We start from the raw sequence: 22,767 nt of genomic DNA on the forward strand, positions 1-22,767 counted from the left end.
ATGGTACAACTAACCCAAAATAAGATCAATTGATTATGATAATCATTTTCATTTAGATTAAAGTAGTTATAATACTAAAAAATAAAATCGGAGTTTGTTATGAAGTACCTAATTTTTTTTCTGGCTTTAGCCACTCAATCAGCACTCGCGAAAGAGCGTGTGATTAGTGCTGGCGGCACATTAACTGAAATAATCTACGCACTAGAAAAACAAAATAGTTTAGTCGCGGTTGACCAATCAAGTATGTATCCGCAACAAGCAACACAGTTGCCACAGGTAGGTTACTATCGAGACCTAGCCGCTGAGGGAGTGCTTTCAATGCGCCCAACTACGTTACTTGCACTTGAAGGTGCGGGAAGGGAGCAGGCGCTCAAGCAAATAGAAACGACCGGAGTGAAGGTTATTCACTATAAAAAACCGACTTCTGTAAATGAACTACTTGAGCTAATTAAGCACCTTGGTAGTGATTTAGATGCAAACCTAAAAGCTCAAAACCTAATTACTAAAATAAAAAAATCGTTACCTACTAAAGCAAAAACACAGACTCACAACGCTTTGTTTTTACTTTCAGCTAATGAGCGTGGGCTCGTCGCAGCAGGACGAGAAACGGTGCCCAACTTGCTGTTTAATTATGCGGGCATTACCAATATAGCTGCTACGCATACAGGCTTTAAAGCAATTAACAGTGAAGTACTGGCTGTAAGTCAGCCCGATTTTTTAGTGGCGCCAGCGCATGTTGTGCAAAGCCTTGGTGGGAAACAAGCCTTTTGTAAACAACCTACACTTCGTTTATTAAAAGCAGCGCAAGAGTGTCAGTTACTGGTCATGGACAGCTTACTTTCACTGGGCATGTCGCCGCGTATTGCAACTGCGATTCAAGCATTGCATGAGTATAAAACACGCTTATGAGCACGTTAACTTTGAATCGCTTTAACGCCATAACACTGAGTAACCCGCATAAGTGGATGCTATTAAGTTATGGCTGCATTTTTGCTTTAGCATTACTTAGCATAGGCTATGGGGCCGCAGGATGGGATTGGCGCTTAGCTATTGCATGGCTAGCTCCTGAACATTTTAGTCAATTTGATGCGCTACAAATCAATGTGGTTACACAAATACGCCTGCCTCGTTTTGTCCTTGCAGTAATGGTGGGTTTAGTACTTGCACAAACAGGAGCTGCAACCCAAGCGCTGTGTCGTAACCCGCTTGCTGATCCCTCTATTATTGGTATAAGCGCAGGCGCTGCAATGGTCGCGGTTGCTTTTATCGCCCTTAGTGCACAATTTAATTTTAACGCCCAACACTACTTACCTTATGCCTCATTTTTGGGCGCACTATCAGTAACGTCGCTGGTATATTTAGTCTCAAAACAACAAAAACAAATTAATATCAATACGCTTATATTAGTCGGTGTCGCTATTAATGCATTGGCATTTGCTGTTATTGGGTTATTAAGTTTTTATGCTGATGACAGCGCACTGCGGTTAATTAACTATTGGACCATGGGCTCATTAGGCGGTGCGAGTTGGGATAATATAAAACAAGCGAGTCCTTTGCTTTTACTGAGTCTTATCGGGCTATGGCGATTAAAAGAGCCAATGAATCTACTTCTTATTGGTGAATCACAAGCTCAATACTTAGGTGTCGATACCAGCAAGCTTAAATTATACGTCATTATATTAGTTGCATTGGGCGTAGGTGCGGTAGTTGCGCTAACAGGTTTAATTGGCTTTGTTGGTTTAGTTGTTCCTCACATCGCACGCCTCATGGTTGGTCCACACTTACGGAATATGCTGCCACTTTGTATGCTTTTAGGTGTCATAGTGTTGCTACTTTCAGATTGGTTGGCACGCTTGGTTGTTATGCCTGCGGAGCTGCCAATTGGCATTATAACGGCGTTACTTGGGGCTCCACTATTTATATATTTGATCATTAAAAATAAGCGAGATTGGTCATGATCACGTTTAACAACCTCAATATAGGCTTTAACACCCATCGTGTTTTAGAGGGTATTAGCGGCAATATCCAAGCAGGACAACTTGTCGCACTGATAGGCGAAAATGGCGCAGGTAAATCGACCTTACTGCATACTTTGGCAGGCATGCATCCCTTTGAGGGAGATATACTATTTAATACCAAACCTTTGCATTCATTTTCTAAAGAGCAATTAGCTAGCAAGCGCGCTGTAATGATGCAAAGTAACCATGTTGGCTTTGATTTTAGTGTATTTGAACTCATTGCTATGGGTCGCTATCCCTATACAGAGTCTCTTAAAACACAAGCCAATAAAGTTCAAAAATATGCCTCAATTATGGATTTAACCCATTACCTAACACGTCGAATGAGTGCGCTTTCGGGCGGTGAGCAACAACGTGTTCATATGGCACGCACATTAGCCCAGTTAGATGCTTTTACTGCGCAAACTGAGCATAAATTAATGTTGCTCGATGAGCCAACATCAGCGCTAGATATGCGTCATCAACATACTTTACTTAGCTGTGTTAGAACCTTTGTAGAGAAAGGAAACAGCGCCATTATTGCTATACACGATCTTAATTTAGCAAGCCTTTATGCAACCAACGCTATTTTATTACACAACCAAAAAGTGCTGCAAAGCGGGTCTATAAATACCGTTTTAACAGCACAAAACTTACAACAAATGTACGCCATGAAATTGCACGTTAACCCTCATCCTTATAACGATGCGCCCATGGTTTTTTCTCAACGTCAGGAGTTTTCATGAGAGAGCAAGCATTAAACGACGCACGTACGCTCGTTTTTAAAACCCATGCCGGCGTAATGTCGACCATTTCAAATAATTTACGCGGCTATCCGTTTGGCTCTGTTACACCTTATATGTGTGACGAACAAGGTCGCATCTACTTTTTTATTAGTGACATAGCTCAGCATACCAAAAATTTAAAACAGGACTCACGCATGAGTCTGACTATTTTTGATGCCGCCGATTATGGCGATCAAAACGAACATGGGCGAGTAACACTCGTAGGTGATGGCTCTATCGTGACAAAAGAGCAAAGCGAAGTGCTACTTGATAAATATATAGCTTTGTACCCTGAGGCTGCAAGCTATCGCAATGCGCATGATTTTCAGCTTTGGCAATTAGATGTAGTACGGGTGCGTTATATTGGCGGTTTTGGAAAAATATTTTGGCTTGAGCAAAACGAGTGGCAAGCTCAGCCTAAAAAGTGGGATGAAAGCCAGCAGCAAAGCATGATCACTCATATGAATGAAGATCATCAAGATGCTATGTCGCTGATATTAATGCAGCACTATAACGTAGCCGATAACACTCCAATAATGAGCGGCCTACTCCCCACAGGCTTTTATATACAAAGCCACAAGCGTAATTACTTTATTAATTTTGCGAACGAGTGCGATAGCCCATTAGCCGTGCGAAAAGCACTTGTAGCCTTAACAAATCAAGCTCGAAACAGCTCAAACCAACTAGCGGAGACAGTATGAAAAAATTAATAGCCTTACTCAGCACTACACTGCTACTGAGTGCCAATACAGCATATGCAGACGAATGCACACTAAATATAGATGCAAACGATATGATGCAGTTTTCAACTAAAACACTAAGCGCCCCTAAAAGCTGTAAGCAAGTGACCGTTAAACTTAGGGCGTGTTGAACTTTGCGGATTGTAATTTGTTCAATCTAGGGGCGATTAAATCGCGGCGCGAGATTTGTAACCTAGTGGGCTAAGTAAAAATCGAGCAACAATGAGTTTATCGCCCCTAGGCAGAACCCGAAGGGCAGCGCATGTTTGGTATTTATGCTGCGTTATCGCCTATTTATGTGGAATAACCACACTTCATAGGCTCTGTCTTGCCTAAAAACCAAACACACTGCTGCAAATTCAACCATCAAAGATCAACACGCCCTTGCCACACCGGTAAATTACCTGCCAATGTAATGGGTCATAACTGGGTGCTATCTACGATTAAAACATGCAAGGTATTATCACAGATGGCAACGCTGCAGGGCTTAGCAACCACTACATAAAGCCTAATGATAGTCGCGTGATTGGTGCTACAGACATTATTGGCGGCGGTAAAACAACCGAAGTTACTTTTAAAACCAGCGGCTTAACCGCCGGAACCGATTACACTTTCTTTTGCTCTTTTCCTGGCCATTACGCCATGATGAAAGGCACATTTACGCTTAAGTAAATATTAAAAAGTGTATTACACAAACACAGTGCCAACCTATTATTGGCACTGTGTTTTCTCCCCTCGTTTGGCTAAAGCTTTAAATGCAGCTTGTTGATGTGCTTTTTGCACATAGCGAGCAGGCAAAGCGTTAACTTCTAATTGATAACCACTTTGCTCAGATTGTACTTTTGATACTGGCGAAACCCATACAACATTAAGCTCTGGGGCAGTTCGCTTAATTACCCGCGCTATGCCTTCACCATTTCTCACATGAAAATCACCGGCTAAATGTATAACCTGCGTGCCCTTATTTTCACTAATATGGTTAACGATAGACTCAGCCATGGTTTCATCCCAAGTAACTTGCGCGGCGTAAAGTTTTTCGTTTTTACTCGCCGTTCCATGATGCATGGATTGCATAAAGCGTTCTTTATAAAGGCTTGGAGAAGTATCTATCTCTTTTGCAATAAAACTACGCTGTTGTGGGTCGAGTTTATTAATATAATTAATACCTTGGCGACCAATACAGGTAACAATATGTTTAGGCGCATTTGCAGCTATCACATCGCTATTTTGCATCTTCGCTAATTCCACTAACGCACGATAATTGCTCTTATAATTAGGCCAAGCCTTAGTGTTATCAATTAAGTATTGTTCGCCAATTTTACTCTCAAGGTATAGGTTTAGTGTTTGCTGATCAGCGCGGCTAAATTGCTCAAGCGATAGAGCAATAGGCTTATTTTGCGTGCTTAATTGCTGAAACAGCTCAGCCTGAAATAAGTGCACACCGGGGTGTGTATGCCATTCACCGACTAAAACAACATCGGCATTCAAAAGCGTGGATTCTGACAATATTGAATTAACTCGCTGGCCATTTGCATTATAAAGCCCGTAATTATACAAGGATGAATTTTGAGATACTGATACTGTGTTTGTACTGCAGCCTGATAATCCACTGAGTAAAGCAAGTGCTAAAAATGGGTTTTTCATATCGGTTTTTATAAAAATAAGAATCAAAACAATGAAGTTAGTATACACAACTAACTGCTTCAAACCTACAAATGCAAATAAAAACAATTATCATTTGATGTTTTGAAGTTTCTGTTTTACAGTCTTAAAAAATAAACAGATATGGAACGTACCATGGCATTACCTTTTTTATGTGCTCGACACAAACAACATGTTTTATGTCAACCAGAACAAGCAATTATAGATATTCAAAATGCGCAGCTAAGTGGCGAAGCGCTGTTTAAACGATACCAATTTGCACAAGCATTGCCGTATTTGGGGTGTGCACTTGAAAGTGCGTCCTTGTTAGCTCAAATGTATAACTGTGCGAATAAACAGCAAATCATACAAATTACCTCACTTACAGAGCGCCTTTATTCCACACTTCACTTTTTAGACGAACAAAGTGCTGCGCACAATGCACTCATACAATCTATTAATCTGCTAAACGAGATATTGTATAGCGATGATGAATATCATGACTTAGCGCTTTCATGCATTACACAGCTAAAAAAATTAGCACTGCAACATCCTCCGCACCTTACTAAGCACTAAATTTTATGGCAATAAGCAACGCGCTAAACAAAATTGGGTTAACTTTTTATATTAATTATGGCTAACATATCTTCTTCGTCTTCATCTAGGCCAACTTCTTCAAACCCAAAACTAGAATAAAAATCCTTAGCAACAGGGTTTTGCGGGTTATAACAAATCTCGATTTGTTCAAGCTTAGAAGTCGTTTTAATCTCTGCAATTGCCATGAATAGTGCTTGGCGGCCAATACCTTTATTTTGATGATGTTTATCTACCATAAAACGCCAAATAGAAACCTTTGTAGGGGTTTCTTGCACCCACATAAAAAAGCCTACAGGCTCATTATTTTGGTAAATAGCTTTACAGGTATGTCCGCTATTGTAGTGCGCCTCAACTAACGACCACATATTACTCGCTACGTAATCTTGTTGCGCTTTGGTAACGTCTAAATCGCATACCTCTTCGTAATTAGCAGAGGTGATATCTTCCAATAAAATGTTCATTATTGTCCTTAATTTCAAACATGGAGTTATAAGTAGTTTTGTTTTATCACGTTATCAGCACTAACATATCTAGGCAATGTATTCTTTTTAGGCACAAAAAGCCGCAGTAATAAATACTGCAGCTTTGTTTACATAACACGTGTAATTCTTTATTGATAACAAACAATAGTACTGTGCTTTTGAAGCTTTTCAGAATTGTTATGCTCTTAAGCTGTTGTTACTATTATCGAAACGGATTTTTAATTATCAATAAATGGAATTAAGATTATGGCTATTCAATTAGCAAACTACGAAATTAATATATGCTCATTTCACCCTGGAAAAGACTTTGGCTGGTCTGGACCAATGTTTGAAGGAGATAAATCGAGGGTTTTCTCTAAAACCTAGTGGTATTAAACCTACGACCTCAAGGATTTGGCATCGTCTACGGCTTTCTACAAAAAATAGTAAAATTAGTTCTATTGATACAATATCAGATCCATCAAAAGCACCGTGGGAAGATAAGAAAAGAATATATTCTGGTAACCTAGCACCAAAAGGGCGTGTTACCCTCAAAGAAAAACCTCCAACTAATAATAGTATTTATCAGTATCGTTTAGACGGCCAATAAGGGGGAGTTAATCACGCAATGCCTGGCTCACCTCAGATGCAAGAAAGATTAGACTTTTCATACGTGCCAACTTTAAATGTTAAGTATAAAATTATTATAGACATTGATACTGTTAGCGGTCACATGGATATAGTTACTTATATCACTGGCGATGCTTTTCCTAATTGTGAAGCATTTATTGTTGGTCCTGGTGGGCGAGCTATCTCTCTTGGTATACATGTTCGCAAAGGTGCGCCACCACTAAGCTTATCTCTCAACGCTGATTACCCAATGATTGTAAGCGCACTCCGTTTGCCTCTCAACAATAATGGTAGTTTTAAAGGGACCGTAGGCGATGAACTATTTAGACAGGCAAATAAATACCCTAAATTAAGCTTTCATAAAATAGCGGATTGGAATTATCGTTTTACTTCTATTCCAGCAAATAGTGGTCATTGTATGCTGCTTGAAAAAGCGAGTTTAGAAAACTGTTTTAATGGCTTACTTAAGTAAAAAGGCGACTCGATGAAACTCATCTTTAAAGCACACTTTTTTAAAATATTGTTTTTTGGTTCAATGATATCGTTATTATCAGCCTGTACAGAGGTAAAAAAAAGTGAACCCGTAATTTACCTTATACCTGAAAATTATGTTGGCTCTCTATACATAATATTTAATGCACCAAACGGGCATCCACCGAAATACGAAGACGGCTCTCGGGTATATGAAATACCACCATCAGGTATACTCGTTACACAAATGGATGCCAACGAGGGCTGGATTGAAAACAATCAAATACAATACTTTGAAGTGAGTAATGCGAATGAAAGAACACCCATAAGCGAAGACTCTTCATTAAAAGATAAAGATACTACAGACGATGGAGAAACAAGAACTGTGTATGTGGGTGGCCTAGGTGAATCGGGTCCAATATATGGCTGTACTGTGATTAATCAAAATTTTACGGTTGGTACAGACGCAGAACAGACCGACAGGAAAAATTTATTCAGTATATACGATGCTATTAAGCGCAAAAATATAGATGAAAAACTTTTCAAAGGTATGTGTAAGAATAGTAAAGATGTTACATCACACCAATAATAAAATGTAGTTACTTTTTCAAAATGCCAATATCCGACTTATTACTTAGCTAATTACTAAAGCTATTCAAATAAAAAAGCCGCAGTAATAAATACTGCGGCTTTTGTTTTTAGCTAAATGCTTTTAATAAGCGCCTGCGCTGTATATAAGCTCGTAGCTGTGGCTGTAAATCTCAAGGATGTTACCAAACGGGTCTTCCATGTAGATCATGCGGTACGGCTTTTCGCCAGGGTAATAGTAACGTGGCTCTGGCATACGTTTTTTACCACCTGCAGCAACAATACGATCCGCTAAGCCTTCTACATCTGGGTCTTGTACACAGAAGTGGAAGATACCGGTTTTCCAGTATTCAAAGTTGTCTTTAGGGTTTTCTTGGTCTTTAAATTCAAAAATTTCTACACCAATTCGGTCGCCTGTTGAAAGATGCGCTATTTTGAATTTTTCCCAATTTGGACCAAATACATCGGTACACATTTCGCCAATTGGGCTGTTGTCTTCAGTGATCACGGTAGGCTCCATTATGGTGTACCAGCCCATCACCTTAGTGTAAAACTCTACGGCTTTTTCAACATCGGGAACTGAAATACCAATGTGCGAAAAACTACGTGGATATGTATGACTCATAATAAATACTCCTACTTAACTATGTTTAGTTGATGGAGTGAGTTTACGAACTGACCAACATTAAGTAAAATTATCATTAATCATCATTTTGAGTATATTTTGTAATGATAAATCCTACATGGTTAAACACGTTTTGTACTTTAGTTGAGGTAAATCACTTTACCCAAACCGCCGAGCGCCTTTATATGACCCAGTCAGGCGTAAGCCAACATATAAAAAAGTTAGAGCAGCAAGTAGATTGCGGCTTGCTTGAGCGCCACGGTAAACAATTTACGCTTACCGTACATGGGCAAAACTTGTATCAGCAAGGCAGCTTATTATTAAAAGAATGGCAGTTTTTAGAGCAGCAATTAAAAGATGATTCACCTTACAGCGGTTTAGTAAAAATACAGTCGCCAGGCAGTTGCGGGCTAAAGTTTTACAATCAACTATTAGCACTGCAAGTAGAGCACAAGAAGCTAATTATAGATTACCGCTTTGCTCCAAATACCAATGTTGAACAAGCGGTGGCCAATCATAGTGCCGATATTGGCTTTTTAACTCAAGCGCCTACCCTTAGTGAAGTTACCAGCCACAAAATTGGTAAAGAATCCCTATTATTAGTAACGCCCGCGCATATAGAAAACCCAACGTGGGAGGTTTTATGTGAGCTTGGCTTTATTGGCCACCCCGATGCAAAACATCATACGCAGCTTTTACTTAGCGAAAACTACAGTGAATTTGAACATGTTGATCAAATTAAGCAAACGGGGTTTTCTAACCAAATAAGTTTAATACTGGAGCCGGTAAGTTTAGGGCTGGGTTTTACGGTTTTACCCGCACACGCAGTAAGTGCTTTTAATAAACCTGCGCTTATTAAAACGCATCATTTAGCTAATCCAATTAGCGAAAATATTTATGTGTGCCATCACCGAAATAGGCCGTTAGCAAAGCGTATGCATTGCGTTATTGATGCGATAAAAGCAGGCTAGGGCACCTAAATCAGCGCCCGTAAAGCCCCTTTACAGCTTAAGCTGTACGTTTAGCTTTTTGCGTAATGTCTGTGAGGCTCTGTTTGCTTTTTAAATAAACCTTGTGCACAGCAAAAGTAAGTAAAGTCATCAGTACCATCATACAAAGTGTCGGCCAAAGGCTGAGGGTATGATAACCAAGCGCCCCCATAAACCAGCAAATAAGTACCCATTGAATAACATAGAGCGCGGTTACATGTTTACTGGCATATAAAAGGGCACGTGTAATAGGGCCATTATATTTATCAGCAAAAATAAACTGTATAGCCGCTAGGGCACATAAATTTAAGCCAATTAAATAGCTAATACCGCCGCCATTTAAATGGAAAAAGTTGCCAAGCTGCCCTTTAAAATCAATGGCTAACCATATGCCGCCAATAACAAGTAAAGCAGCACCTAGTTGTGCACACACTTTGTATAAGTAATCGGCATTTTGTCGATTACTTAGGTATAAACGACCAAGTACATACCCCGTTAATATCGCACTTATCCAAGGAAAAACCGGAAAATACACCTGATAGTTATTAGCGAAAAACAAATCACTAATATAAGGTGAAAGCGTAAATTGCTGCCCCCTTACAAACTGGCTCAAAACTGCAATTGCAATGGCTAAAACCGCAATCCATGTTGTTTTCCAACGGGCAATATTAAGTGCCCCAAACAGCAATAAGCTAACTCCAGCCAGTTGTAAAATATCACCTGTTAACACCATAAATTGTAACTGCCCAGCACTGAGCGGGCTTTGCCAGCCATAAGCATTTATAAACGCCTCGGGCATGGTATTAAATACTTCAATAGGTAGCCAAAACTTGGCCGCATTCATTAAATAAGCAAGCAGTAAAAGCTGTAAACCTCGCTTAATTAACAGTAAGGGGGTTTGCCTACGCGAAAGCGCCATAGATAGCCCCATTGCTACTAAAAACGAGGCGGTGCCTTTGCCAAGTATATGCACAACCGTACCAAATATACTTTCACTTTGAAGCGCTGTGGAGGCATACATCCATAAGGTATGCACAATAATCATAATAAAAACGCTCGCACCACGCGCAAGATCAATCGTTTTAAGACGTTGGTTCATTGGTTTTAATATCCTTTTTAGGGCAGGTTTGGCATTTGCTATAACCGGCTAAATAATAGCGGCAACAGGTTAAACGCTGGGGTTTTTCAGTAAATGGCGTATCAAGATTAAAGTGTTCACAAATAAGGGTGTGCAGCTGACGATGGCAATTGTTGATATGTAAAGTAGTAGCAAGGTCTAAGCTATGAGCTCGCTCAATGGCGCTACTTAATGAATCGAGTAATAACCGAGCTTGTTCTTTTTTACCTAACGCGTAGTCGGTATTTACCCATTCACCAACTTGGCTTATAAAATGAGTAAACGCTTTGGTTTGCTCAGTTTTACTTACTAACATGCCATTATTCAGGTTAAACCCACGACAATAAGCGCCATTTACCGCTAACGGCATGTTAATGGGATCAGCCGTACTTTGCTTGCAAGCAAACCAATAGCAATAAGCGTAAACAGCTTGCCAGCAAAGCTGTAAATACAAATGCCGACTAATAAATTGCTTAGGCGCAGTAGGGTACTGCGCCTTACAACGAACTGTTAAAGCGCGCACTAATAATAAGCTCGGTTTAAAAGTTCGTTGCACGGGTTGTTGGCAATATAAAAACTGCGCAAGGGTAATCGGTTTAGCCATACAGCTTTGCCGATACGGGGTTGTTTAAGTTACCAGCAAACTGCAAACTACCTGCCGGATCCGTTAAATCAACCATTTGCTCATTATTACCTAACTGTAAGCGGTTTAAACAAGAGTGTGCAAACTCATCACTAAAAAAGTCATACTCTTTAAATCGCTCATTTAAAGCAGGGTTAGCGTGTTGATACGCTTTAACACTTTGCGTAACACACTGCCAAAAGTCATGCTCTGTAATACACTCTTCTCGCACTAAAATTGCTACTAAGTATCTAAAGAAGCAGTCAAATACATCGGTAAATATACTTAACAGCTCAAGCTCTTTCGGCATAGAAACATGAATACGTTCAACCCCTGCAGGCAATACTTCAGTGCTATTAAGTAAGGCAACCTCTTCACCTATGTCTTTCATATATGCGCCCACAGGCACCGAGTTTTTAAGCTTTAAAATGAGGTTTTCGCCGTGAGGCATAAACACTAATTTATGCGCGTAAAAACAATGTACTAGCGGAATTAAATAGGCATTAAAGTAGGCACGTAACCACTGCTGCGTGCTCAAACCACTTTGCGCTATCCATTCGCCCACTAAACTTTGGCCATTATTATCTAAGTGTAATAACGCTGCCATAGTGGTCAATTGTTCATCACTACTTAAATTATGGTTTGGGTTTTCTCGCCATAAGCAGGCAAACATTTTACGATAGGGTGTATCTCCCAGCGCGCTTTGCTCAAACGTATGATGGGCATAACCTAAGGTGGCGTATTCTCTAAGCGCTGTAAAATTAGCGCCTGCGAGTTGTTGATCTTGGCTAACCTTTTCAAATACCCAATCGTTAATGGCAGGAGTCACCGCCATGTAAGCACGCGATAGGCCGCGCATAAATCCCATATTTAAAATAGACAACGCCACTTTTAAATACGGCTTATGCGGGTGCGAGCAATTATATAAGGTCCGAATTGATTGTTGTGCTTGATATAAGTCGTCACCTTCACCTAAATACACTAATCGCTGATTTGCCAACTCATTTGCAAATACCACACTCAATTTATGTTGGTACTGCCAAGGGTGAGCAGGAATGAGTAAGTAATCACCGGGGTTTAGGTTTTGAGCTTTTAGCGCTTTGTTAAACGCATCTCGGGTGGTTAAATCTAGCTCATCACTTATATGGCTTGGGTAATCGGCAAAGTATTCACTATGGGCAAAGTCGCATACCGCTTTATGCGCTGCTAACCACAGTACTTTAAACGGTTTGCCTACTTCTGGCGCATAACGTAAAAAGTCAGCTTTACTAAAACCAATGCGGCCATTATTAGCAACAAAGGCAGGATGCCCTTCACTCATTGCGGCTTCTATTTTTTGCAGCCCTAAATTAGCTAACTGCGCCGCTGTTAAGGTGTTATTTTCGCGTTTGAAGCACGCACTGGCTAAAGTAGCATTTAGCTCTTCAAGGTAGGTGGCAAGGCGCTTACCCGTTAAACCTAGCGCAGGCCCTTGCATACTAAAAAAGTGCAACACATCTAGCGGCTGCAGCTCTTCGTTAAGGTTGTAAAAGCATAAGCTTGGCTCGTCTATATCTATATGATTCAGTGCCATAGCACGGCCATTAAAAATAAAGTAACCGCCTTCAACATTCACTTTAAAGCCTTGCTTTGTTGTCTCTGCGGCCAATAAACGCTCGTGCACTAGCTCGGTGAGTGCTTTAGCTTGTAAATGCCGATTTGCCCATTGCCAATGTGGCTGTATCACGTAATCAGTTTGCAAAGGTGCTAACGAATCAGTAAATAGTTGGCTGTGCCTATCAAAGGCTGCTTTATTACAAAAGCCTAAATAAGCGGCTTTTTCGCCTAGTTGAATTTGCTGGGTGTGAACAAATCCCAAACGTTTATTTAAAGTATGAATTTTACTATTAGCAATGTCGGGCTCAACCACAACACGGGCGGCACTGTTTTGAGCAAAAATACTTTGCAGCACGCACTGCATCATTTCAAAACTAAAATGGCGCTTAGGTGCCGTGTTAGGCGCTAATAAAATATGCATACCCACATCATTAGGTTCCACCTCGTACGCCGCTTTCATTAAGCTTTCGTGCTCAGGGCTATAAAGCTCAACTAAAGCCAATAGGTTATTATTTTGCTCGATCACATATGCCTGATGATGAGGCGTAACAAAAATATCTTGATATGCTTTAGTTATTTGTTGCTCGGTTTGCTGCTGCATCCCCCAAAAGTGCGCATACGGTTGCTTAAGCCAATCGCAAACTGTTGGCATATCTGTTTGCTGTAATAACCGCATCGTCACTTTGCCGGTATGCTGTAGGGTGGTTACAAAAGATGAAAAATACATAAAAACTCCAATAAATCTTAAAAACTAAGACGCTGAACGCGCAGTTCGAGCAACAGCCTTAACCCGCCAAAGCAAAATAAAGGCAAGGCTTGCAAAGCCAATGGCAGCAAAGTAAAACACAACCGTTGTTGAAAGATGCTCTACGCTCATACCCACTAGTAACGACGCTAAAATAACCCCGATATTTTGAGCTATGTGCACTTTGGCAAAGTCGCTGCCGTAATGTGCAGGCTCACTTTTAGCAAATAGCATTACCTCTAGCAGTACCATCACTTGAAATAGCGCAAAACCATATAAAACACGTGATAAAATCACTAACCACACCGACTCCTGCGCTTGTAAATAAAGCCCAAGCGCCCCTAAAATAAGTGCACATAACAAAGTGCTCGTGCGGCTTAATGTTGGCAGTGGTAAATGCTGCCTGAAATGGTTAAAAACCAGCATAACAAGCGCGGCAAAGGCAGGAATGGCGTATACAACAGCGCTTTGCAACGTACTGCTTTGTGCGTTTAATGCTTGCCAATGAGTAGTAAAGAAGGGGCGAATTAAAAACGCGCTAAAATAAACCACCACACTTAAAAAGCAAAATTGCCAAATAAAATAGGGAATACGTTCTCGCGGTTTTTCAGTCGCTATTGCTTGCTGATAAATACCTGTTTTTAATGAATACATTAAGTAGGCGCATAATAAAACCTGAACTAGGTCACCGGCACTACTGAGTAATAACGCATAGCGTGGCTCTGCTAAACTAAAGAAGTAACCACCAATTAAAGCACCACCAATCGCACCAAAATGCATCAATACAGAAAACAAACCAATAATAGATAAATGCTTAGTTTGTTGCTCTAATCGCAGTGCAAATGGGTATATAAGTAGGTAGCTTGCCTTTAGCACCAACATAAGTTGGTAGTAAATCCAAAACTCCCACACATTGGTCGCAAAGTAGCAAAGCAGGCCAAAACCAGCGGCTACTACTTGGGTTACTAACCACAAAGCCAACTCATTGTATTTTTTAGCGACCTTAGCCCATAGTGGTAAAGCCAGCATTACAGTAATGCAACAGTTAGCCACAAAGAGGCCGATTAACGTGGCGTTACTAATAGCAAATTCACTAGCAAAAAATTGCGGATAAAACGGTAGCAACAAGGTATCGCATACCACCGAAATAACCGTCAGCAAAATTAGCGCTAAACGAAGACTCATGCGGCGCTACTCTGCTGTTGTGCTGATAGGGTTACATCGCTTAAATCAAAGTTTTGAAAAGCAATTTTTTGCTCAACCTGATAAGGCGAATAACCTAAAATTTCACGTAAAATAATACTATTACGGTAGCAAGCCATACCTAAATCTGGAGTTACAAAACCATGAGTATGCTGCTCGGCATTTTGTACAAAAATACGTTTTTGTTCGCTATCTACCGCATATTCACGACTCACTAAATAACGACATTGCTCATCTTGGGGTAATTGGTGGGCAATATTATTTAAAAAAGCAGGGCGCTGATATTTAAAGCCCGTGGCGCAAATTAAAAAGTCGGTTTCTATTGAAAAGGGCTGCTCAAGCTCCTGATGATAAAACTCAGTCAGTAAACGCTTACCTACCTTTTGAGTACCTGTTAGCCTGCTGTTAGTTTTAAATGTAGTAGAAATTGGCCCATCAAGGCTTTGCGCGTAGAGGGTGTCGAAAATGTCGTTAATTAAATCGCCGTTAATGCCCTTAAATAGATTTTTTTGGTTTTGATTGAGCCAATCTCGCTGCTCAGTTTTTAAATTATAAAAGTAATCAACATACTCAGGAGAGGTCATTTCAAGGGTGAGCTTAGTATACTCAAGCGGAAAATAGCGCGGTGAGCGTGCTATCCAATCTAACTGCAAGCCTTGCGGTACTGCTTGCTGCAATAAGGTGTGGTAAATTTCTGCTGCACTTTGCCCAGCCCCTACCACGGTAACTCGTTTAGCCGCTTTTAATTCATCAAGCCGGTGACAAAAATCGCTACTGTGCATTACGTTATTTGAGTTACTTTGCACAGCGCAATCAGGAATATACGGTGCAGGCCCTGTGCCCAAAACAATATGGCGAGTTACATAATGTTGCATACCATTAGGGGTGTTACAGCTAACGGTATAACACTCACTTTGCGGGCAAAATTCAACTTGAGTGACTGTTTGTTCAAAGTTAACATTTGAAAGCTGCGAGCAAACCCATTGGCAATATAAGTTGTATTCACGGCGCAATAAAAAAAAGCTTTCGCGAATATAAAACGGGTATAAACGATTATTTAATTTGGCATAATTTAAAAAGCTATACTGGCTGGTTGGATCTGCCATGGTTACTAAATCCGACATAAACGGAGTTTGTAATGTAACGCCCTCCAGCATCATTCCAGGGTGCCAATCAAATTCACTACGTTGTTCTAAAAATAAGCTTTTTACATCTTCGAGCGGTTCACTTAAACACGCTAAAGATAAGTTAAATGGGCCAAGGCCAATAGCTATAAAATCGTAAGGTTGATTATCCATTATGCAATTTCCCTATAAGTTTGCCATGCAATGTGGCTAATTTGCTCAATAACAGCGCGTACATCTGTTAATTGGCACTGCGCATTAAGCAATGTAAATTTAAGATAATGACGACCATTTATTTTTGTACGGGCAATCATGGCTTCACCGGTTTTTAAAAACGTTTGTCGTACATGCAGGTTTAAAGAGTCGAGTAAATCAAGGTCATGTTTTAAATCATCAGGGGCAAATCTAAATACCAAGGCACTAAGCTCGGGGTAGTTAACTACTTCAAAGTCGGGGTGGTCGTTAAGTACAATATGAGTTTGGCGCGCAAGACCAATAACTTTATCGAACGCGCGGCCAAGTGGTGCTTCTCCAGTGGTGCGCAGTGTTAGCCATAATTTTAAGGCATCAAAACGGCGAGTGGTTTGCAGACTTTTATCTACCAGATTAGGCGTGCCATTTCCGGCCTCTGCTAATGGGTTTAAATAATCGGCATACAAAGTAATGTGGCTAAAATGACGTTTGTCGCTTAATAAAAAGGCACTACAACTAACCGGTTGCATAAATGATTTGTGATAATCAATCGTTATTGAATCAACCAACTCAATGCCATTAAGCGCATTGCGGTGGTGCTCGCTGACCAACAAACCGCCGCCATAAGCGCCATCTACGTGGCACCATAGCTGCTCTTCTTTAGCTAGCATGGCAATATTATGGATTGGATCGATTGAGCCAAAATCGGTTGTACCTGCGGTAATAACCACTGCAATGGGTAAATCGCCTTGCGCTTTGCTTGTTGCTATGGCTGTTTTAAGTGCCTGCATATCCATTTGCATTTCGCTGTTTGTAGCCACCGGCACCACAGCTTCGTAACCTAAGCCCAGTAACGCCGCTGCTTTTTGAATACTAAAGTGCGCCACCTCAGAGCAGTAAATTTTAAAGCGCGAGGCAATAGCTGGTAAGCCCTGAAGTTTTACCTGATGTTCTGGCGCATAGCGGCTTACTGCTACTTCACGAGCAACTAACATTGCCATTAAGTTTGATTGCGTGCCACCACTAGTAAATACCCCATCGGCAGTGCTTGGCAATGCCGCTTTTTGGCATGTCCAATCAATCAGCTTTTGCTCAATTAACGTCGCGCCTGCGCTTTGATCCCACGTATCTACCGAGGTATTAATAGCAGCAATAATGTGTTCAGCCACCACAGCAGGATAGGTTACAGGGCAGTTTAAATGAGCCATGTAGCGAGGATGATGAAAATACACAGCATGATCTAAATACACGCCTTTTAGCTCTTCAAGCACCGCCGGAAAGTCAGCCAATGGCTGTGATAAATCAACATCGTTTACGACTTCTGCTAACGCATTTACCGACACACCTGAAAATGGCTTTTGAGCTTTAGCCATCGCTTGCTGAACTGCCGACAACCCTTGCAATGACGCTATCTGATAATTAATGAACTGCTCTAAATTGAATTGTGGGGGCAGGCCGCTTTGTTCAAATACAGCCTGTTTTTCAATGGTATTAATATTTAACACTTGAGATTGAGACACATCAACATTCCTTGAGTACACTTTTTAGGTGCAAGGATCTTAATGATAATGATTTCCATTTACAATAGTGAAAAAAGATTAGATAGCAACTTTTTTTAAATTAGAGCTAATAAGCTTGTCGTATATTTTTAACTAAAATCGATAAACTTCACTATTAAACGACAAGCATTACATGCAAAAAATAAACTTAAAAAAGAGAAAGTTAAGTAAATTATTTTAGCGGTAGCAAAGCCATGTTTAGCCATTACTACCTATTTAAATGTGAGCAAAAAACACGCAACTGAGCTTGATAATCATTATTTATGAAATATTTAATACAATATTTAAAGTATTGGCGATTTTTCTGTTACGTTGGTGTTTGTATTAACGCTAAAGGACGTCATGATGGAAGTAAAGCAACTAGCAAGTCAGACCTTAATCGGCTTAAAAGTAAGAACCTGCAACGCCAATGAAATGAACGCTGGCACTGCAAACATAGCTGAACTTTGGCAAAAATTTGGTGAAAAGTTTGCCAACAGCCTCACCCAAAACACCAAAGTGTATGGTGTGTATACCAATTACGAAAGCGATCTCACTGGTGATTTTGACGTAATTGCCTGCTGCGATAATTTATCAATTAAACTCCCTGAAGCTAAAAAAGTAACCACCCAAGCGGGGCGTTATTTGGTATTTAAAGGTGAGGGTGAAATGCCCGATGCAGTGATCGATTTATGGGGCGAAATTTGGCAATACTTCAGCTCAGACGATTGCCGCTATGAACGTACTTACACCAGTGATTTTGAGTATTATAAAAACAGTAACGAAATAGAAATTGCCATTGCAATTAAAGACTAAAAAAAGGCTAGGTTTGTAAGCGCAAACCTAGCCTTTCATTGCTGTAATTTAACCCCTGCCTCACTGGTTATTACTTGCCAGCTTGGTTTTTAAATCATGTAAATCGCACGCCGTTATTGTAGGCGTTAGTTCCCAGGGATCAAAAATAGCCTCACTTGAGCGCTGTATCCACGCAGCACGCATACCATGAGATAACGCCCCAATAACATCAAACGGGTTACTCGATATCAACCACGTATTAGCACCGGTTGAATGTGCCTGACGTAAAAAATGACTATAAACACCGGGGTTGGGTTTAAAGGTTTTAATGTCATCGGCGCTCACTACGCCTTCAAAAAGCTCACTTATGCCTGCGGCTTCGAGCAAGGTATTTACCGCACTGGCCGCACCATTAGAAAACGCAAACAACCGATAGTTTTGTGCTTTTAAGCTCTCAAGCCCTGCTTTAACATCATCGAATGCGGGTAGAGTTTTATAACGCGCTAATAACTGTGCTTTTTGCTCATCGCTTAAAGTTACCTTGTGCAGTAAACACGCATAATTAAGTGCCTGCTCAGTACACACCGAAAACGGCACGTAGTTTTGCATTAAGCCACGCCTAAACGAATATTCGAGTTGTTTTTCACGCCAAGTAGTTGAAAATGCGTGCGCGTTATCACCAACCATATTTTCAAGTAACGACACCACGCCATGAGTGTTTATAAGCGTACCGTATACATCAAACGCCAGTGTAGTTGCCATTAATGACTCCTGTTTAAATCGTTACGAAAGCGCAATTTTATTGCTTTGTATTAATTACCTTATCAGTTAATAAAGTACAGTAAAAGCGCCCGCGTTTTAAGCAGTTACTGTAAACCCCCGTTACGGTTTGGTTAAAAATAGCGCATGGTAAATTGGGTGTCTAAAGTGAATATTTCAACACATTGGGGTTAAATATTAATAATTTACAGTACATATTTGGGCGTTGCTTTGTTGGCAGTAATGAAAGTCTAAAAAATAAAACGCTTCAGCAGGCTTTATATTATGCTTAATTACGTTATACATTAACTGCGCACTGAGTCGCCCCATTTCATATGGATTTTGACCAACGTTTGATGAAGATAACCCTTTGCTAAGCGCATCTAATTGTATTTTTTCGGTATCTGCTGAAACAATAATAAGTTCTTTTGAATCAAGTTTATGTTTGTAGGGTGTCATCAAGTTTATATACTCAGTATTAAATTGCGCAAAACCGGCAACAGCAACAAATGCAGGAGGCTTGTCCATCTTAGTAAGGCTTTTTACTTGCTCTAACGAGGCGCCCCTTTTTCCTAAACTATAAAGAGGGCAGCGGTTATACTCGCTCCAGCCATTTTCTCCCGATAAGCGCTGACTACTTTGCCCAGAAAGCGCAAACCTAACACCTGCAATTCTTTTATTTAAGTTTGGTGCAGTAGGATGACCAGATTGAATACAAATACGCTTATTTTCTTCACTTACTAAATTCTTTAATTGATTGCCTAACGCAACACCAAAGTCAAAATTATCAGTACCAACGTAAGCGAGCCTGTACTGGTGATCTTTTGCTAATAAATCTGAGTCAAAAGTAATAACAGGAATGTTTTTTTCAAATAAATCTTTAAGGGCTCTCTCTACCAAATAATCAGAATCTGATATTGAAACTAATAAACCATCAATCCCACTTTTCATCATGTCATTAATAATTAAAGCTTGGGTTCGAATATCTTGATAATCATCAGGCCCATCATATTTACAGGTAACGTCAGGCTGCGACTTTGCAAACTCGGTACAACCTTTGTACGCCTGAATGTAAAAGCTATCGTTTTTAGTTTTTCCTACTATGCCAATGACAAATTGAGCATTTGCAAAAAATGGCAAACACAGCAGCACAAAAAATAATGAAAACGATATTTTAGGTTTGTAAATAGAGCAAGAGCTGTAAATAAACTTAGGTTTAATAAAAAACAACGACCAGTATCCTTAATTAAAACGGCATTAATTACAAATTGATATATCAGAATAGCACTTCAAAACAATATAGCGACCACATTGAATATAAATTAAAAAACCAAAAAGTAATCCTTAATCGCAATGCTTTTACACAAAGCAATGGCAATAGTAACCTTTTGCTAACGAACAGCTTTGCATTCAGTTGAATACTGTAACCCCCCGTTACGATTTGGTTAAAAATACCGCATAGAGTGGTGGCTTCTGATCTAGTAATAAATAAGCAGCGCTTTCAAACCAGAGATACACGCATAGTTTTAGAATGGGTAGAAGAGTTGTTGAATTTATAAGGGCTAGTTATAAATCTAATTAAGTAATAGCTAAAAGTAGGGGGTTACTGGTTTACCTTATTGCTTTAGACTTTACCTAGTAGTCAAAATAAGGATAACAGAGCAGTCAATAAATTTGATGTCTGAAGTCAAGATTTGATAATCATATAGAAAGCTCCTCGAGTTTTTCGATACAGTTGTGTTTACCAAAACATAAACTGAATCCGAGGAGCTTGGTATGAAACTATATGGTGGAATTGACTTGCATTCAAATAATTGTGTTATTGCTATCATTAATGAACAAGGTGAAACACTTACCGTTAAGCGTTTAAATAATGACATGTCTGTCATTTTATCTTTTCTAAGTCCTTATAAAGACAACTTAAAAGGGCTTGTTGTCGAATCAACATTTAATTGGTACTGGTTAGTCGACGCTTTAATGGATGCAGAATTTAAACTTCACTTAGCGAACCCCGCTGCAATTCAACAATATTCAGGCTTAAAATATGCGGACGACCATAGTGATGCACGCTGGTTGGCTGAAATGTTACGTCTAGACATCCTGCCTGAAGGCTACATTTATCCTCGTGAACTCAGAGCCGTTCGCGACTTAATGCGAAAACGAATGGACATTGTGCAACAGTCCACTAAAAATTTATTATCAGTGCAAAGTTGTTACATGCGACACCTTGGATACAAGCTCAGTAGCAACAAAATAAAACAAATGGCCGCTATCAGAAAAGGAGTTGATACTGAGCAGGTACACGCCGATTTTAGCTCAATGAATACAGCACTGTCGGTCATTTCTAACCTCTCATTAATACGCTGTGCCCAACAGCAAATTAATGTGATAGAGGGGGCTATTTTAAAGCAAACATCGCTCTCCCCTGAGTTTATAAACCTAACCAGTATCGATGGGATTGGGAATACGTTAGCACTGACCATTATGTTAGAGACAGGCACTATTAAACGTTTTGATAGTCCAGGTAATTTCTCCTCCTATTGTCGCTGCGTTAAAGGTGCAAAATACAGCAATGGGAAGAAGAAAGGCGCTATTAATCAAAAGAATGGTAATCGTTACTTAGCGTGGGCGTTTACTGAGGCCGCTAACTTTGCCATTCGGTATAACCCAACAATTAAAAAATATTATCAACGCAAGTTAGCTAAAACAAACCAAGTTATCGCGATTAAAACAGTTGCACATAAACTGGCAAGAGCGTGTTACCACGTATTGACAGACAACGTCCCATTCGATGAACACAAGGCTTTTGCTTAGCGTCTATAAAACAAATTAGGTTAACGTGTTGAGCTAATAATGGGGTTGGAAAAACCATCAGATTTGATTAAGCCTGCACGTTAACCGCTCATATTTTAAATACTGGATATGCCCAATGTTTGAGCCACAAAGGGGTGGTTATGTGTAAGCATAAACCACAAACTTGTTACAGCGCAGTGTATAAACACAGCCAGAAACTGGACTGACATTGGTACTAAACGATGACTGAGGCAAAAGCCAAGGGCATAATTAATCATCTATGATGCTTAATTAAACTGCCTAAATTCACATGGGTGACTGGTGCATATTCATACCAATCGACGTCATTACTGAATGTATAGCCATATTTAAAGTGAGTTTAAAAAGTAAGAACACTTGGTTTTTTAAATGAAATACCAAGAAAACACAGCTGCCTGCTTGACCGGAACTTTCTAATGGGTGACCCTTTCGGTTCTATGCCAATGACAAATTGAGCATTTGCAAAAAATGGCAAACACAGCAGCATAAAAAATAATGAAAACGATATTTTAGGTTTGTAAATAGAACAAGAGCTGCAAATAAACTTGGGTTTAATAAAAAACAACGACCAGTATCCTTAATTAAAACGGCATTAATTACAAATTGATATATCAGAATAGCACTTCAAAACAATATAGCGACCACATTGAATATAAATTAAAAAACCAAAAAATAATCCTTAACCGCAATGCTTTTACACAAAGCAATGGCAATAGTAAT

22 protein-coding genes and 1 pseudogene are annotated in these 22,767 nt (G+C 39.9%); 12 read left to right on the top strand and 11 right to left on the bottom strand.

Features of this window, described 5'->3' with window-relative positions:
- Positions 1-99: 99 nt before the first annotated feature.
- From AC0VZ5_RS18910 to azu, 6 genes and pseudogenes are all read left to right on the top strand, one after another.
- A complete protein-coding gene (locus AC0VZ5_RS18910) occupies positions 100-909 on the top strand; it encodes a heme/hemin ABC transporter substrate-binding protein (protein WP_475474902.1) in 810 nt (269 codons plus the stop codon).
- Complete coding sequence (locus AC0VZ5_RS18915) at positions 906-1,958, top strand: FecCD family ABC transporter permease (protein ID WP_024602445.1); 1,053 nt, start codon at positions 906-908, stop codon at positions 1,956-1,958. The genes AC0VZ5_RS18910 and AC0VZ5_RS18915 overlap by 4 nt, the downstream gene beginning before the upstream one ends.
- Complete coding sequence (locus AC0VZ5_RS18920; protein WP_475474903.1) at positions 1,955-2,743, top strand: heme ABC transporter ATP-binding protein; 789 nt, start codon at positions 1,955-1,957, stop codon at positions 2,741-2,743. The genes AC0VZ5_RS18915 and AC0VZ5_RS18920 overlap by 4 nt, the downstream gene beginning before the upstream one ends.
- Positions 2,740-3,483 carry a HugZ family pyridoxamine 5'-phosphate oxidase gene (locus AC0VZ5_RS18925; RefSeq protein ID WP_475474904.1) on the top strand — a complete coding sequence of 248 codons (744 nt, stop codon included), beginning with the start codon at positions 2,740-2,742 and terminating at the stop codon, positions 3,481-3,483. Before AC0VZ5_RS18920 ends, AC0VZ5_RS18925 begins: the two co-directional genes overlap by 4 nt.
- Positions 3,480-3,653 carry a cupredoxin domain-containing protein gene (locus AC0VZ5_RS18930; RefSeq protein WP_249362314.1) on the top strand — a complete coding sequence of 58 codons (174 nt, stop codon included), beginning with the start codon at positions 3,480-3,482 and terminating at the stop codon, positions 3,651-3,653. Before AC0VZ5_RS18925 ends, AC0VZ5_RS18930 begins: the two co-directional genes overlap by 4 nt.
- Before the next feature lie 257 nt (positions 3,654-3,910).
- A pseudogene (azu, locus tag AC0VZ5_RS18935) lies at positions 3,911-4,194 on the top strand (azurin); the annotation flags it as partial.
- A gap of 39 nt (positions 4,195-4,233) precedes the next feature.
- Here the strand turns inward: azu and AC0VZ5_RS18940 are convergent.
- On the bottom strand, positions 4,234-5,166 hold the full coding sequence (locus tag AC0VZ5_RS18940) for a ChaN family lipoprotein (protein WP_475474905.1): 933 nt from the start codon (positions 5,164-5,166) through the stop codon (positions 4,234-4,236).
- A 153-nt stretch (positions 5,167-5,319) separates the two neighbouring features.
- Between AC0VZ5_RS18940 and AC0VZ5_RS18945 the strand changes: the two genes are divergently transcribed.
- On the top strand, positions 5,320-5,739 hold the full coding sequence (locus tag AC0VZ5_RS18945) for a hypothetical protein (RefSeq protein WP_010388755.1): 420 nt from the start codon (positions 5,320-5,322) through the stop codon (positions 5,737-5,739).
- A 38-nt stretch (positions 5,740-5,777) separates the two neighbouring features.
- On the opposite strand, the gene AC0VZ5_RS18950 is transcribed toward AC0VZ5_RS18945, so the two are convergent.
- Positions 5,778-6,221 carry a GNAT family N-acetyltransferase gene (locus AC0VZ5_RS18950; RefSeq protein WP_475474906.1) on the bottom strand — a complete coding sequence of 148 codons (444 nt, stop codon included), beginning with the start codon at positions 6,219-6,221 and terminating at the stop codon, positions 5,778-5,780.
- Between the two features lie 646 nt (positions 6,222-6,867).
- Between AC0VZ5_RS18950 and AC0VZ5_RS18955 the strand changes: the two genes are divergently transcribed.
- Together AC0VZ5_RS18955 and AC0VZ5_RS18960 are read left to right on the top strand one after the other, a co-directional pair.
- Positions 6,868-7,323: a hypothetical protein gene (locus tag AC0VZ5_RS18955; RefSeq protein WP_254772080.1), complete on the top strand. Its 456-nt coding sequence runs from the start codon at positions 6,868-6,870 to the stop codon at positions 7,321-7,323.
- A 12-nt stretch (positions 7,324-7,335) separates the two neighbouring features.
- Positions 7,336-7,911 (top strand): DUF6843 domain-containing protein, encoded by a 576-nt coding sequence (locus AC0VZ5_RS18960; RefSeq protein WP_138595375.1) that lies wholly within the window; start codon positions 7,336-7,338, stop codon positions 7,909-7,911.
- 123 nt (positions 7,912-8,034) lie between these two features.
- Here the strand turns inward: AC0VZ5_RS18960 and AC0VZ5_RS18965 are convergent, their stop codons facing one another.
- Positions 8,035-8,535 (bottom strand): lactoylglutathione lyase family protein, encoded by a 501-nt coding sequence (locus AC0VZ5_RS18965; protein ID WP_008130525.1) that lies wholly within the window; start codon positions 8,533-8,535, stop codon positions 8,035-8,037.
- 104 nt (positions 8,536-8,639) lie between these two features.
- Here AC0VZ5_RS18965 and AC0VZ5_RS18970 point away from each other — a divergent pair, with 104 nt between their 5' ends.
- Positions 8,640-9,506, top strand: a complete 867-nt coding sequence (locus AC0VZ5_RS18970) for a LysR family transcriptional regulator (RefSeq protein ID WP_475474907.1) — start codon at positions 8,640-8,642, stop codon at positions 9,504-9,506.
- 37 nt (positions 9,507-9,543) lie between these two features.
- Here the strand turns inward: AC0VZ5_RS18970 and AC0VZ5_RS18975 are convergent, their stop codons facing one another.
- The 6 genes from AC0VZ5_RS18975 to AC0VZ5_RS19000 are packed head-to-tail and all read right to left on the bottom strand — an operon-like array spanning position 9,544 to position 17,643.
- A complete protein-coding gene (locus tag AC0VZ5_RS18975) occupies positions 9,544-10,623 on the bottom strand; it encodes a heparan-alpha-glucosaminide N-acetyltransferase domain-containing protein (protein WP_475474908.1) in 1,080 nt (359 codons plus the stop codon).
- Positions 10,607-11,245 (bottom strand): hypothetical protein, encoded by a 639-nt coding sequence (locus tag AC0VZ5_RS18980; RefSeq protein WP_475474909.1) that lies wholly within the window; start codon positions 11,243-11,245, stop codon positions 10,607-10,609. The genes AC0VZ5_RS18975 and AC0VZ5_RS18980 overlap by 17 nt, the downstream gene beginning before the upstream one ends.
- Complete coding sequence (locus AC0VZ5_RS18985) at positions 11,238-13,586, bottom strand: GNAT family N-acetyltransferase (RefSeq protein WP_475474910.1); 2,349 nt, start codon at positions 13,584-13,586, stop codon at positions 11,238-11,240. Before AC0VZ5_RS18985 ends, AC0VZ5_RS18980 begins: the two co-directional genes overlap by 8 nt.
- 24 nt (positions 13,587-13,610) lie before the next feature.
- Complete coding sequence (locus AC0VZ5_RS18990; RefSeq protein WP_475474911.1) at positions 13,611-14,789, bottom strand: MFS transporter; 1,179 nt, start codon at positions 14,787-14,789, stop codon at positions 13,611-13,613.
- Positions 14,786-16,105 (bottom strand): lysine N(6)-hydroxylase/L-ornithine N(5)-oxygenase family protein, encoded by a 1,320-nt coding sequence (locus AC0VZ5_RS18995; protein WP_475474912.1) that lies wholly within the window; start codon positions 16,103-16,105, stop codon positions 14,786-14,788. The genes AC0VZ5_RS18990 and AC0VZ5_RS18995 overlap by 4 nt, the downstream gene beginning before the upstream one ends.
- Positions 16,105-17,643 carry a pyridoxal phosphate-dependent decarboxylase family protein gene (locus tag AC0VZ5_RS19000; protein WP_475474913.1) on the bottom strand — a complete coding sequence of 513 codons (1,539 nt, stop codon included), beginning with the start codon at positions 17,641-17,643 and terminating at the stop codon, positions 16,105-16,107. The genes AC0VZ5_RS18995 and AC0VZ5_RS19000 overlap by 1 nt, the downstream gene beginning before the upstream one ends.
- Positions 17,644-18,027: 384 nt before the next feature.
- Here AC0VZ5_RS19000 and AC0VZ5_RS19005 point away from each other — a divergent pair, with 384 nt between their 5' ends.
- Positions 18,028-18,477 carry a GyrI-like domain-containing protein gene (locus tag AC0VZ5_RS19005; protein ID WP_096038942.1) on the top strand — a complete coding sequence of 150 codons (450 nt, stop codon included), beginning with the start codon at positions 18,028-18,030 and terminating at the stop codon, positions 18,475-18,477.
- A 60-nt stretch (positions 18,478-18,537) separates the two neighbouring features.
- Here AC0VZ5_RS19005 and AC0VZ5_RS19010 read toward each other — a convergent pair whose 3' ends face one another.
- Complete coding sequence (locus AC0VZ5_RS19010) at positions 18,538-19,218, bottom strand: haloacid dehalogenase type II (RefSeq protein WP_248526969.1); 681 nt, start codon at positions 19,216-19,218, stop codon at positions 18,538-18,540.
- A 195-nt stretch (positions 19,219-19,413) separates the two neighbouring features.
- Positions 19,414-20,445: a substrate-binding domain-containing protein gene (locus tag AC0VZ5_RS19015; RefSeq protein WP_475474914.1), complete on the bottom strand. Its 1,032-nt coding sequence runs from the start codon at positions 20,443-20,445 to the stop codon at positions 19,414-19,416.
- A gap of 546 nt (positions 20,446-20,991) precedes the next feature.
- Between AC0VZ5_RS19015 and AC0VZ5_RS19020 the strand changes: the two genes are divergently transcribed.
- Complete coding sequence (locus AC0VZ5_RS19020) at positions 20,992-22,029, top strand: IS110 family RNA-guided transposase (protein ID WP_475474915.1); 1,038 nt, start codon at positions 20,992-20,994, stop codon at positions 22,027-22,029.
- The last annotated feature ends 738 nt before the right edge of the window (positions 22,030-22,767 follow it).

Source organism: Pseudoalteromonas sp. QJM3NY_12 (assembly GCF_056173165.1).

Bases quoted from the DNA above. Each gene is read 5' to 3' on its own strand.
- AC0VZ5_RS18910 (WP_475474902.1), top strand. From the start codon at position 100: ATGAAGTACCTAATTTTTTTTCTGGCTTTAGCCACTCAATCAGCACTC.
- AC0VZ5_RS18915 (WP_024602445.1), top strand. From the start codon at position 906: ATGAGCACGTTAACTTTGAATCGCTTTAACGCCATAACACTGAGTAAC.
- AC0VZ5_RS18920 (WP_475474903.1), top strand. From the start codon at position 1,955: ATGATCACGTTTAACAACCTCAATATAGGCTTTAACACCCATCGTGTT.
- AC0VZ5_RS18925 (WP_475474904.1), top strand. From the start codon at position 2,740: ATGAGAGAGCAAGCATTAAACGACGCACGTACGCTCGTTTTTAAAACC.
- AC0VZ5_RS18930 (WP_249362314.1), top strand. From the start codon at position 3,480: ATGAAAAAATTAATAGCCTTACTCAGCACTACACTGCTACTGAGTGCC.
- AC0VZ5_RS18940 (WP_475474905.1), bottom strand. From the start codon at position 5,166: ATGAAAAACCCATTTTTAGCACTTGCTTTACTCAGTGGATTATCAGGC.
- AC0VZ5_RS18945 (WP_010388755.1), top strand. From the start codon at position 5,320: ATGGCATTACCTTTTTTATGTGCTCGACACAAACAACATGTTTTATGT.
- AC0VZ5_RS18950 (WP_475474906.1), bottom strand. From the start codon at position 6,221: ATGAACATTTTATTGGAAGATATCACCTCTGCTAATTACGAAGAGGTA.
- AC0VZ5_RS18955 (WP_254772080.1), top strand. From the start codon at position 6,868: ATGCAAGAAAGATTAGACTTTTCATACGTGCCAACTTTAAATGTTAAG.
- AC0VZ5_RS18960 (WP_138595375.1), top strand. From the start codon at position 7,336: ATGAAACTCATCTTTAAAGCACACTTTTTTAAAATATTGTTTTTTGGT.
- AC0VZ5_RS18965 (WP_008130525.1), bottom strand. From the start codon at position 8,535: ATGAGTCATACATATCCACGTAGTTTTTCGCACATTGGTATTTCAGTT.
- AC0VZ5_RS18970 (WP_475474907.1), top strand. From the start codon at position 8,640: ATGATAAATCCTACATGGTTAAACACGTTTTGTACTTTAGTTGAGGTA.
- AC0VZ5_RS18975 (WP_475474908.1), bottom strand. From the start codon at position 10,623: ATGAACCAACGTCTTAAAACGATTGATCTTGCGCGTGGTGCGAGCGTT.
- AC0VZ5_RS18980 (WP_475474909.1), bottom strand. From the start codon at position 11,245: ATGGCTAAACCGATTACCCTTGCGCAGTTTTTATATTGCCAACAACCC.
- AC0VZ5_RS18985 (WP_475474910.1), bottom strand. From the start codon at position 13,586: ATGTATTTTTCATCTTTTGTAACCACCCTACAGCATACCGGCAAAGTG.
- AC0VZ5_RS18990 (WP_475474911.1), bottom strand. From the start codon at position 14,789: ATGAGTCTTCGTTTAGCGCTAATTTTGCTGACGGTTATTTCGGTGGTA.
- AC0VZ5_RS18995 (WP_475474912.1), bottom strand. From the start codon at position 16,105: ATGGATAATCAACCTTACGATTTTATAGCTATTGGCCTTGGCCCATTT.
- AC0VZ5_RS19005 (WP_096038942.1), top strand. From the start codon at position 18,028: ATGGAAGTAAAGCAACTAGCAAGTCAGACCTTAATCGGCTTAAAAGTA.
- AC0VZ5_RS19010 (WP_248526969.1), bottom strand. From the start codon at position 19,218: ATGGCAACTACACTGGCGTTTGATGTATACGGTACGCTTATAAACACT.
- AC0VZ5_RS19020 (WP_475474915.1), top strand. From the start codon at position 20,992: ATGAAACTATATGGTGGAATTGACTTGCATTCAAATAATTGTGTTATT.